9 protein-coding genes are annotated in these 11411 nt (G+C 70.0%); 6 read left to right on the top strand and 3 right to left on the bottom strand.

What is annotated here, in order from left to right; translation table 11 throughout:
* Positions 1–180: 180 nt before the first annotated feature.
* The 4 genes from O3Q52_RS09525 (at position 181) to O3Q52_RS09510 (ending at position 4246) form a co-directional block, all read left to right on the top strand.
* Entirely contained in the window at positions 181–936 is a 756-nt protein-coding gene (locus O3Q52_RS09525; protein ID WP_055615874.1) for a GPP34 family phosphoprotein, read from the top strand.
* Between the two features lie 458 nt (positions 937–1394).
* The gene (locus tag O3Q52_RS09520; protein ID WP_055615875.1) at positions 1395–2264 is read left to right on the top strand and encodes a helix-turn-helix transcriptional regulator; all 870 of its coding nucleotides are present in this window, start codon (positions 1395–1397) and stop codon (positions 2262–2264) included.
* 296 nt (positions 2265–2560) lie between these two features.
* Positions 2561–2761 (top strand): DUF397 domain-containing protein, encoded by a 201-nt coding sequence (locus O3Q52_RS09515; RefSeq protein ID WP_055615876.1) that lies wholly within the window; start codon positions 2561–2563, stop codon positions 2759–2761.
* 330 nt (positions 2762–3091) lie between these two features.
* Positions 3092–4246: an ADP-ribosylglycohydrolase family protein gene (locus O3Q52_RS09510; protein ID WP_269648385.1), complete on the top strand. Its 1155-nt coding sequence runs from the start codon at positions 3092–3094 to the stop codon at positions 4244–4246.
* A 124-nt stretch (positions 4247–4370) separates the two neighbouring features.
* Here O3Q52_RS09510 and O3Q52_RS09505 read toward each other — a convergent pair whose 3' ends face one another.
* Together O3Q52_RS09505 and O3Q52_RS09500 are read right to left on the bottom strand one after the other, a co-directional pair.
* The gene (locus O3Q52_RS09505; RefSeq protein ID WP_269648384.1) at positions 4371–5942 is read right to left on the bottom strand and encodes a sodium:solute symporter family protein; all 1572 of its coding nucleotides are present in this window, start codon (positions 5940–5942) and stop codon (positions 4371–4373) included.
* A gap of 143 nt (positions 5943–6085) precedes the next feature.
* A complete protein-coding gene (locus O3Q52_RS09500) occupies positions 6086–6871 on the bottom strand; it encodes an SDR family oxidoreductase (RefSeq protein WP_269648383.1) in 786 nt (261 codons plus the stop codon).
* A gap of 113 nt (positions 6872–6984) precedes the next feature.
* Between O3Q52_RS09500 and O3Q52_RS09495 the strand changes: the two genes are divergently transcribed.
* Both O3Q52_RS09495 and O3Q52_RS09490 read left to right on the top strand, forming a co-directional pair.
* Positions 6985–7836: a hypothetical protein gene (locus O3Q52_RS09495; RefSeq protein WP_269648382.1), complete on the top strand. Its 852-nt coding sequence runs from the start codon at positions 6985–6987 to the stop codon at positions 7834–7836.
* A gap of 70 nt (positions 7837–7906) precedes the next feature.
* Positions 7907–8425 (top strand): DUF2165 domain-containing protein, encoded by a 519-nt coding sequence (locus O3Q52_RS09490; RefSeq protein WP_269648381.1) that lies wholly within the window; start codon positions 7907–7909, stop codon positions 8423–8425.
* Between the two features lie 111 nt (positions 8426–8536).
* Here the strand turns inward: O3Q52_RS09490 and O3Q52_RS09485 are convergent.
* Positions 8537–11411, bottom strand: a 2875-nt coding sequence (locus O3Q52_RS09485) for a tetratricopeptide repeat protein (RefSeq protein ID WP_269648380.1), incomplete at its 5' end; no start/stop codon positions are given.

Raw genomic sequence — 11411 nt, 5'->3', positions numbered from 1 at the left:
GTGCACACACGCCCGGACATCCCGTGTCCGAACCATGTACCAGTGTCCTGTGTGCGGGCTTAACCCCCGTGGTAGACGAGAACGACATACCTATCGGTTCCACTACATTCCGGTCACGCACTCTCGACAGACCAATGTGAGAGGGGTCACCCTGTCATTCATCCACGCGGGGAGGCATGGATGGGCAGGAGCCGCAGAACACTTCCGGAGGAGCTTCTGCTGCTGGCGCTGGACCCGACCACGGGTACCACCGCACAGCCGCAGTCGCTCGACCTAGGTCTGGCCGGAGCGCAGCTAGTGGAGCTGGCGCTGGCCGGACGGATAGCCCCAGACGGGGATCGTATCGCCGTGGTGGCACCACGGCCGACCGGAGATCCGACCTTGGACTGTGCGCTGGAACTACTCCGCAGGCGGGGAGCTCCAGTACGCGCTGTGAACTGGATCGGCGGACCCCGACTGGGGCTGCGCCAGACCTATCTCTCGCATCTGGAGCGGTGCGGCATGGTGCATGCCGTGGCGGGACAGATGTGCGGGGTGCTTCCGACGACTCGCTATCAGGCGACGGACACGGAGATCAGCCGGGAGATCAGGGCCCGGCTGGACAGCGCGATCCGCACCGGCGTACCGCCGGACCCGCGGACCGCCGCGCTGGCCGCTCTGGCGCACGCCGTCGGCCTGGGCAAGCACCTCTACCCGGGGAACGAAGGGCGTTCGTCGCGCTCCCGCCTCCGGGATCTGATCAGGCACGACCCCATGGGCGGTCTCGTGGCGCACGCTGTGATGGACGTCCAGAACGGTGTGGCAGCTCAGCCACGCCGCAGCCCGGCACCGGCCGGCCGTCAGGCCGCCCCCGGAGCCAGGCCCGCACCGGAGCCCGCCAGGGGCGTCCCGATGCAACCGCGCCGCGGTTCGATGGCGCGTGCCGTGGCTCACTGAGCCGCAGTCCCACGGCACCCGCCGGCACGACCGCGACACGGCAGTACCCGTAGGACCAGCAGGACCCGACAACCGCAGCACCGTGCGGCACGCCTCGCGTGTCACGCACGTCAGCGCCGCACCGACGTCCCCAAGACCCGGTCCGGGAGCCGCTGGGCCGCGCGGGGCGGTGGGCCGTACGTCCGGACGACGACACGGCCCGCCGCCCCGCGCGTCCGCGTGTCGTCCCTTGTGCCACCAAGTCGCCCGTATCGCAACGTCCCGTATCTCCACGTACAACCGCGCGTCTCATCACACTTCTCACCACTCTTCCACGCAAGGTGGCGCGAGGTGGCGACAAGTGGCGCGTACGCACGGCATATCCGCTGTTTCCCAGCGGTAGCAAGCACCTTGGTGGCAATCTGCTCAACAGCAGATACGCAAAGTACAGACAGTACGCAGCCGGAGGTGCACGTCCCGTGGCGTCCAATGTCAATCCCACCGTCAGGCGACGCCGGTTGGGCCAGGAGCTGCGCCGGCTCCGCGAGCTCAAGGGCATGACGGCAGAAGAAGTGGCCGAGCGGCTGCTTGTCTCGCAGTCGAAGATCAGCCGCCTGGAGAACGGGCGGCGCAGCATCAGCCAGCGCGACGTCCGCGATCTCTGCGGGGTGTACGAGGTCGAGGACGTCCGGATCGTCGATTCGCTGATGCAGATGGCCAAGGACTCGCGCCAGCAGGGCTGGTGGCACTCCTTCGGCGACATCCCGTACAGCGTCTACATCGGTCTGGAGACGGACGCGGCGAGCCTGCGCGTGTACGACCCGCTGGTCGTCCCGGGCCTGCTGCAGACCCGTCCGTACGCCGAGTCCCTGATCCAGGGCGCGCTCCCGGAGGCGGCTCCCGGCGACATCGAGAAGCGCGTGCAGGTACGGCTGCGACGACAGGAACGTATCTCCGACCTGGAGAACCCGCTACGGCTGTGGGCCGTGCTCGACGAGGCCGCGCTGCGCCGGACCGTCGGCAACAAGCAGGTGATGATCGAACAGTTGGAGCATCTCGTCGAGATGTCCCACGTGCCGCATGTGACGGTGCAGGTCATCCCGTTCACCATGGGCGCCCATCCCGGGGTCAGCGGGCAGTACGCGATCCTGGAGTTCCCGGACGCGGCCGACTCCAGCGTGGTCTACATCGAGGGCGTCACCAGCGACCTGTATCTGGAGAAGGCGAACGACGTCCAGAAGTACAGCGTCATGTACGAGCACCTGCGGGCGCAGGCCCTGAACGCGGACCAGTCGCGGGAGTTCATCGCGGACGTCGCCAAGGACTACGCCACCGAGGCGGTGTCCTGAGACAGGGCGTCACCCGTGGGACGGGGCGTCACCGGGCGGCGCGCGAGGCGGTGTTGGGCCAATTTCCACCACCCCTGGCGAGAGGGCGCCGGAGAATACACCCTCGCGGTATCTCGACGGAAGACTCCACTGGTATATGCCACCCGGTCGAGTGAATAGTCGCTTCGTACGCCGATGTTGGCGAGTAGCGTCGATCACGCCAAGGAGCAACAACCTTGGCGCAATCCGAACCGTGGGTTCCGAAACGAACCCGCAGTGCGGTGACAGCAACTCAGCAACTGGCTACCGGAGCGAACATGGCAATCAAGCAAGGCGCCACGGATACGTGGACGAAGTCCTCGTACTCCCAGGGCAACGGCGCGTGCGTCGAGGTCAAGTCCCCCGTCCTGACGGCGCTGGCCGTCCGCGACTCCAAGGTCCACGAGGGCCCGACGCTGGCCTTCGCGGCCGGCTCGTGGAACGCCTTCGTGGCAGAGGTCAGCCGGGGCACCGTCTGACCCCACCACCGGATGCCTCGCGCAGCACGAGCACCAACGCGGCAAGAGCACCGACAAGAAGTCGATCAACAACTGCTCCGCACAACTGCATCAACAACTGCACAAGCACCACGTAAGAGCCCTCTCGTCCGGCCCGCCGTCCTGGCCGAGGGGGCTCGGCCTTTTTCCGGACTTCCCGTCTTTCAAGACCTGCAAATGTGATCAGTTCTCCCACTGTTCGCAAACCGCTCCGACCTTCAACCGACCGTTCCCGTTCGATTACAGTGCTGGACTGTCGGCCGTACCGACGGAATCGGCACGGGATCGGATCGGGATCTGTAGGAGGCCTCGGTGGGTGCGACAGCCGGTGCCGTCTGGGGCCGTGCCGAACAGCAGGACTTCCGCAGCCGGGTGCGTGGCACGCTCCTCGGCGCGGCCGTCGGGGACGCGCTGGGCTCGCCCGTCGCGGATCGCTCGATGGAGGGGATCCGCGAGGCGCACGGGGCTCAGGGGCTCACCGATCTGGCCTTCGGCCACGGCAGACGCGGGGCGGTCTCCCACCTCACCCAGCTGACGCTGTTCTCGATGGACGGGTTGATACGGGCCCAGGTGCGCCGGGACACGGGCGCCTGGCACCCGCCGACGGACCTGCACCGGGCATATCTGCGGTGGGCCGCCACACAGCGCGACTGGGGTCCCGACGAGCGGCGCAAGGAGGACGGCTGGCTGGCCCGCGAAGAGTGGCTGTACGCCCGGCGTGAGCCCGCGCGCGCCTGCCTGGTGGGGCTGGGCGACGAGATGATGGGGACGCTGGACGCCCCCAAGAACCCCGAGGAGCGGGGCCCCGAGGCAGCGGTCCGCTCCGCGCCCTTCGGCCTGCTCGTCGGGTGGGAGCCGCAGCTCGTGATGCAGCTCGCGGTGGAGTGCGCGGCGCAGACCCACGGACATCCGACGGCCTACCTGTCGGCGGGGGCGTACGCCGTCGTCGTGCACGGTCTGGCGCGCGGTGAGAGCCTCGACGCGGCCGTCCAGCGGGCCCTGCAGCTGCTGACCGCACGCCCAGGGCACCAGCCCGTCTCGGACGCGCTGCAGCAGGCCCTGGGAGCCGTACGGCAGGGCATGCCCACTCCGGCCCGCGTCGAGGACCTGGCCGGGGGCGGTACGGCGGAGGGGCTGCTCTCGGTCGCCGTCTACTGCGCCCTGGTGGGCGAGGACACCCGCCACGGTCTCTGCCTGTCGGTGAACCACGGCGGCGACTCGGCGGCCGCCGGCGCGCTCACGGGCGCCCTGCTCGGCTCGCTCCACGGCGAGACGGCCCTGCCGCCGTCCTGGCTGGCCGAGCTGGAGGGCCGCCCCACCATGCTGGTCCTCGCGGACGACTTCGCGATGGAGATGACCCAGGGCCCGGCCCTGCACGGCCCGGCGGGCTCCTCACCGGGCTGGCTGGCCCGCTACCCACGCGGCTACGCGGCACTGGCGGGCGCCACCCCGGTCCCGGCGGGCTGACCACCGGGGTTCCTGTTCTCTGCTACCCGGCGCCGGACGTCGGGTCGAGGCGAGGGGTGGCCGCTCGTCAGGAAGCGGCCACCCTCGCAGTCGTACGGGCGGGCAGGGTCGTACGGGCGGGCGGTCAGTCCTTGACCGGTGTGCCCACCACTCCGTCCGCCGCCCCCGCGGGAGCCGGCACCGCCGCGGCGGCCGGGCCCCGGCCGTCGTCGTCGTTGTTGATCTTCGCGATGAGGGCGTCGCGTTCGGGGGTGTCCTCCGGCTTCACGTATCCGATGAGGATGTAGAGGACGAGCGACACCGCGAGCGGGATCGACACCTGGTACTGCAGGGGTACGCCGCCGTCGACGTTCCAGCTGATCGGGTAGTTGACCAGCCAGAAGGTGAACAGGCCGAGCCCCCAGCTGATCAGCGCGGCCGTCGGACCGCTCTTGCGGAACCAGGGCAGCAGGCCCAGCATCAGCGGGATCGCGATCGGGCCCATCAGACCGGCGACCCACTTGATGACGACGGTGATGATGTCGTCGAAGAAGCCGGAGTTGACCTGGGTCGCGATGGCCATCGAGAGGCCGAGGAAGAGCAGCGTGGCCCAGCGCGCGGCCAGCAGCCCCATCCGGGTGTCCCACTCGCGCACCTTGCGCGAGACGGCGGGCATGATGTCGCGGGTCACGACGGCCGCGATCGCGTTGGCGTCGGACGAGCACATCGCCATCGTGTGGGAGAAGAACCCGACGATGACGAGGCCCAACAGCCCGTGCGGCAGCAGCTGTTCGGCCATCAGCGCGTACGAGTCGGCCGGTACGTCCGTCTTGATGATCAGTGGTGCGACCCACATGGGGAAGAACAGCACGAGCGGCCAGACCAGCCACAGGACGGCGGACAGGGTGGCCGACCGTGTGGCCGACTTCGCGGAGTCCGTGGCCATGTAGCGCTGGGCCTGGTTCCACATGCCGCCGTTGTACTCGAAGGTCTTGATGAAGAGATAGGCGATCAGGAAGACCATCATGTACGGGCCGGCCAGCGGCTTGGTGTGGCCGTCGAGCGCGGGCTCGTCCCAGACGCTCCACAGCGTGCTGAAGCCGCCCAGCTCGGCCATGACGGCGACGAGCATCGCGATACCGGCGATGAACTGGATGACGAACTGGCCCAGTTCGGTGAGCGCGTCGGCCCAGAGCCCGCCGACCGTGCAGTAGACGGCCGTGACGGCGCCGGTGATCAGGATGCCCATGTTGAGCGAGACACCGGTGAAGACGGACAGCAGGGTCGCGATGGCGGCCCACTTGGCGCCCACGTCCACGATCTTCAGCAGCACGCCGGACCAGGCGAGCGCCTGCTGGGTGGGCAGGTTGTAGCGGTTCTTCAGGTACTCCAGCGGCGAGGCCACGTGCAGCCGTGAGCGCACCCTGTTGAGCCGGGGCGCGAACAGCTTCGCGCCGATCGCGATGCCGATGGCGATGGGGAAGGACCAGGTGACATACGAGGTGACGCCGTACGTGTAGGCGATGGCGGCGTAGCCGGTGAACATCACCGCGCTGTAGCCGGACATGTGATGGGAGATGCCCGACAGCCACCACGGCATCCTGCCGCCGGCCGTGAAGAAGTCGCTGACGTTGTCGACCCGTTTGTGGGACCAGACACCGATCGCGACCATCACACCGAAGTAGCCGATGAGCACGGCCCAGTCGAGACCGTTCATATGCCCCCTCCCAGGGTCGTGTGACGCCCGCTCATCGTGGGTTCGATGGCATGACTCCGACAACAGCCCGGACCACCAAGAGGAGGTAAAATAGTTCTGCTCACTGACCTCGGTTCATGTCTATGAACAAGGTCGGGATCGGGCTACCGCATCAACTCCCCCGCGTTGACCAGCAACGACTGCCCGGTGATCGCACGCGCCCGGTCCGACGCCAGGAACGCCGCCGCGTCCGCCACGTCCGAGTCCGTGGCCAGCTCCGGCAGCGCCATCCGGGAGGTGAGCCGCTCCAGCACCTCGGCCTCCGGCACGCCCTCGGTGTGCGCGGTGAACTGCACGTACGCCTCCACGGGCGGCCCCCACATCCAGCCCGGCAGCACGGTGTTCACCCGGATCCGGTGCGGGCCCAGCTCCCGGGCCATGGAGTACATCGCGCTGGTCAGCGCGCCCTTCGAGGCCGCGTACGCAGCCTGCCGCACCTGGGACGGGGCGGCGACGGACGACTGCGTGCCGATGACGACCACGGATCCGCCGCGCTCCTTCAGTGCGGGCAGACAGGCGCGGGTCATCCGCAGGGTGCCGAGCAGGTTCACGTCGAGGACGGACTGCCAGGTGGCGAAGTCGGCGTCCTCCAGACCGCCGAAGTAGCTGTCCCAGGCGGCCACATGGACGACGGCGTCGACCCGCCCGAACCGCTCCTTCGCCAGCGCGGCGAGTGCCTCGCACTGCCCCTCGTCGGTGATGTCGGTGGCCCGGTACGCCGTGTGCGCGCCGTCCGGGTCGAGTTCGGCGGCCGCCTTGGCGAGGTTGGCCTCGGTGCGGGCTCCCAGCACGGCGTTCCCGCCGTCCCGCACGACGGCCGCCGCGACCTGGTGACCGAGCCCGGCCCCGACCCCCGAGACGACGACGGTCTTGCCCTGGAGCAGTGACATTGCAGGCCTCCCGGCTCTGGCGGTTGATCTGACGGTCCGTCAGAGTAGGTCCGTCCGGAGGAGGAAGGAAGGCCGGACGAGGAAGGAAGGCCGGAGGAAGGATGGGGAGTGCCATGCTCGATGACACGCCGAACGACACCCGTAGCGAGGTGTACGCGGAACTGGCCGCCGTCGGCCCGTACGGCGTCCACCCCGGCCACGCCCTCATCACGATGGTGGAGCCGCATCCGGGCCACGAGTACGCGTACAACCGCTGGTACGAGGACGACCACTACTACGCGGGCGCGATGGCGATGCCGTGGATGTACACGGGCCGCCGCTGGGTCGCGACCCGTGACCTCCAACTCCTGCGCTACCCCGAGAAGTCGGCGGTCGCCCAGCCGGTCACCGCCGGCTGCTACATCTCGACGTACTGGGTCACCGACGGCCGCTACGACGACCACATGAAGTGGACCGTCGGGATCAACAAACGGCTGAATCGGGACGGCCGGGTCTACCAGGACCGCACGCACGTCTTCACCGCGTTCCAGGACCACGAGGCGACGGTCTACCGGGACGGGGCGGCCGGACCGCGCGACTTCCACGCCCTCGACCACCCGTACGCGGGCCTGGTGGTGGAGGTCGTCGACGCCGAGTCACCCGCTCAGCGGGCCGAGTTGCTGGAGTGGCTGCGCTCCCGCCACCTGCCCAAACGCCTGGCCGGCTCCCCCGCCGCCATGGTCACGGTCTTCCGCCCGACCCCGCTTCCCGGCGACCGCATGACGTACGTGAAGCAGGTCGAGGGCGTCGATACGCGGCTGACGCTGCTGTGGTTCCTGGAGGCGGATCCGCGGGAGTGCTGGGACCCGTACTTCACGGGGCTGGACGCTCCCGTGGCCGAAACAGGCCTGGGCCGGGTCGAGTTGGTGGCACCTTTCATCCCGACGGTGCCGGGTACGGACCGGTACGTCGACCGCTTGCGGTGACCCGCCGCGCGGCATACACGCAGGTCCCTCGCGGTTGACCAACACACCTAAGCGAAAGGGGACTTGAAGAATGGCCGCAGCACGCGCGCTTCCGATCACCGCGACCCTGCTCACCGGCACGGTCGCGCTCTACATCACGCTCGTGGCGTTCGGGAACATCACCGACTTCGGCACCAACCAGCAGTTCGTCCAGCACGTCCTGGCCATGGACACCACCTTCAAGGACGACGACCTGATGTGGCGGGCCGTCGAGTCCAAGGGGCTCCAGGACGCCGCGTACACAGCGATCATCGTGTGGGAGACGATCGCCGCGCTCGTCCTGATCCTGGGCACGTTCCAGTGGCTTCGCCATGACCACGTCCGGGCGCGGCGGACGTCCACGTTCGGGCTGTTGATGCTGATGCTGCTCTTCGGTGCGGGGTTCATCGCCATCGGTGGCGAGTGGTTCTCGATGTGGCAGTCGGAGGACTGGAACGGGCTCGATGCGGCTATGCGGGTCTTTTTGTTGAGTGCGGTCGTGCTGGTCGTCATCCACCTGCCGGTGGAGCGGGCCGGGAGTGCGGCCGGCTCGTCGGGGGCCGACATCTAGTTCCGCTCCGCGGAGGGGGTGGTTGGCGGGGGTTGTTCGGCGGCTGCGGGCCGGTTGTGGCTGGTCGCGCAGTTCCCCGCGCCCCTTGGGGGGGGCGGGACTCGTCGTCCGTCATCGGGTGTAGCTGGATCGGATCTCGTCGCGGGCCGTTGTGACCTCCGCCAGGCGGGCGGTGAGGTGGTCCCGGTCTGAGCCGGGGCTCTCCAGTACGTCGGTGAGGATGGCGGCCAGGTTCGACAGGTCGTTCCAGCCGGGGGTCATGGCCAGGAAGTCAGCCAGTCCTCGGTCGGCGGCGGGCCAGTCTGCGAGGGCGCAGGCGACGAAGCAGCGGCCCTGGGCGCGCTCCGGGTCGTACAGTGCGTCGCCCTCCTCGATCAGCCGGGCCAGCTCTCGCCAGAGAGGTTCGGCAGCCGGCAGTCCCTCGGATCTGCTGACGGTGACGGCCAGTTGGAAGATGCCGGGAATCGGCTCCGCCTCCCGCATCCGTTCGGCCAGTCGTCGGGCCTCGGTCCACCGGCCCGCGTGCCGGTGTGCCTCGATGCGGAGGTCGTCCAGGTCGTCGTCGGGCGTCGGCGCCCGGTCGGCGTCGGCCAGGCGGCCCGACGCCTCGTCCCAGCGGTCGCACAGCATCAGCAGCTCCACGGCCTCACGGCGTGCCCAGTCCTCCTCCGTCTGCAACTCGACGCACCGGTCCAGGTCGGCCAGCGCCCGCTCGGTCCGGCCGGTCGCCAGGCCGACCCTGGCTCGTGAGGTGTACGCCCATCCGTAGTCCGGGTCCAGCTCCAAGGCGCGGTCCAGGTGGCGGAGGGCCTCCTGGTAGTCCTTCATGGCGCGGTAGGTCGCACCAAGACTGGCCAGTGTGGCGTGGTCGTCCGGGCTGCGTTCCAGTATGCGGCGGAAGACGGTGACCGCCTCCTCGTACAGGCCCGCGTCGCGGTACGCCTCGCCCAGTTCGTGACTGGTCCAGTCGACTTGGGGATCCGTGTCCACAGCTCGCCGCAGGTCCTCGAACTTGCCTGCCCGGTCGCCCAGTTCGTGCTTCGTGTGGGCCCGCATCACCAGCGCCCAGGAGTAGTCGGGCTCCAACTCGACCGCACGGTCCAGGTCGGCCAACGCCTCCTCGTACCTGCCCAGTTCATGGAGGGCCTGACCGCGGCCGGCCAGGGCCGAGGCGTAGTCCGGTTCGAGGGAGACGGCCCGGCCGAGCTCGGTGACGGCTTCCTCGTAGCGGTGGGCGCGCCGGTAGGCGTCACCCCGCTCCGACGCGACCCAGGCCTCGTCGGGCGCGAGCGCGACCGCACGGTCGAAGTCGGCGAACGCCTCGTCCGGCTCCCCTCTGTCGCGGCGCAGCCGAGCCCTGCGCACCAGCGCCCACACGTACTCCCCGTCGATGCTCAGCGCACGGTCGAAGTCGGCGAGCGCCTCGTCGTACCGCCCGAGAGCCTGTCGGCAGACGGCACGCCCGGTCAGCGTCTCGTCATTGGTCGGGTCGAGGGCGACGGCCCGGTCGAAATCGACGATGGCCTCCTCGAAACGGGCCGCGAGCCGATAGGTCTCGGCGCGCTCGGAGATGATCCACCCGGTGTCGGGTGCCAGTTCGTCCGCCCGGTCGAAGGCCGCCAGCGCGGCCGGGAGGTCGTCCATCAGCCGGTGGGTGAAGCCGCGGCCGTAGTGGGCCCAGGACAGCTCCGGATCGAGTTCGAGCGCCCGGGCGTACTCCTCCAGCGCCCGCCCGTACTCCCCGCCGTGCCGCAGTTCCCTGCCCCGCATGGTGTGCGCCATCGCCCGGCCGCCGGTGTCCAGTCCCGGCCGGGCCAGGAGCAGGGTCATCGCTCCCGCCACCCCGGCCTCGTCGTCCGCGAGTGCCTCGCTCAGCTCCCGGCCCATGTCCCTGAGGGCCGCGTTGTCCGTCGCGTCGCCCGCTTCCGCCAGCATCCGCGCCCAGCGGCGGCCGGCGACCGCGTCCTCACGGCAGGTCTTCACCAGCGACCGCAGTGCCTCGCCGAGCGCCGCGGGCGGCCGGGCGCAGAGCAGGTGGTACGTCTCCTCCAGGCGCAGCCCGCGCCACTCCTCGTCCTCCCACAGGTCCTCGGGCTCCCGGCCGGCCCCGACGTCGTCGCCCCACCGGGCGAACGCCTCCGCCAGCCGCCGGTGCCGCCCGGCCCACTCGCGCGGGGACCTGCGTCGCTCCCTGCGCAGCAACGGTGCCCGTACGACGTCGTGGTACTGCACCCGCTCGCCGCGCTCGCCGACGAACGGCAGCCCGGTCAACCACTCGTACAGCGCGTCCAGTTCGTCGTCCGGGCGGTCGACGACCAGGACCCGGAACACGTCCGCGTCGAGCCACCGGGGCAGGGCGCAGATCCTGGCGACCTTGCGGCGGACGTCCGGTTCCGACCTCAGGAACAGTTCCACGGCGCCGGCGCTCGGGTCGCTCACGGCGTCCGGGTCGCCGGGGCGCTTGTTCGCGAGCGTCGACACGAGGACGGGCAGGCCGCCCGTGAGGCGCAGCACCTCCTCGACGACCGGCTCGGCCACGACACCCTTCCCGGCGAGCAGCCTGCGCGACTCGGTCTCGGTGAACGGCGCGAGCGGCACGTCCGCGACCGGGTCCAGGCCGCGCCAGCGGGCGGGGTCAAGCGGGCGCTGTCCGGCGGTGACCACGACGACGGTGGCGGGCAGCCCGCCGTCCACCGTGCCGCGCGTGATCATCTCGTGCAGCCACGGATCGAGATACGGGCCTGTCCGCTCGTACGTGTCGAAGAACAGGACGATCCACTCGGCGGTGGAGGCGGCGGCGCGCAGTTCGCGGAGCAGGATCGGGGTGAGCACCTTCTCGGGTGACGTCACGAGTTCGATGTCGTCGGGGTTGCGGAAGCGGGCGCCGAGGCCGGCCCGCAGGCGGTCTGCGCCCAGCGCGAGCCGGTCCGCCGGGAGGGCGCTCGTGAGGAGGCCCTCGCCCGGCAGGGTGGCCTCCACGGCGGCG

It is taken from the genome of Streptomyces sp. ActVer (assembly GCF_027270795.1).
In the GTDB taxonomy this organism is placed as follows: Bacteria; Actinomycetota; Actinomycetes; order Streptomycetales; family Streptomycetaceae; genus Streptomyces; species Streptomyces umbrinus_A.
The sequence above is the reverse complement of the archived record's forward strand: the minus strand, read 5'-3'. Positions and strand labels throughout refer to the sequence as shown.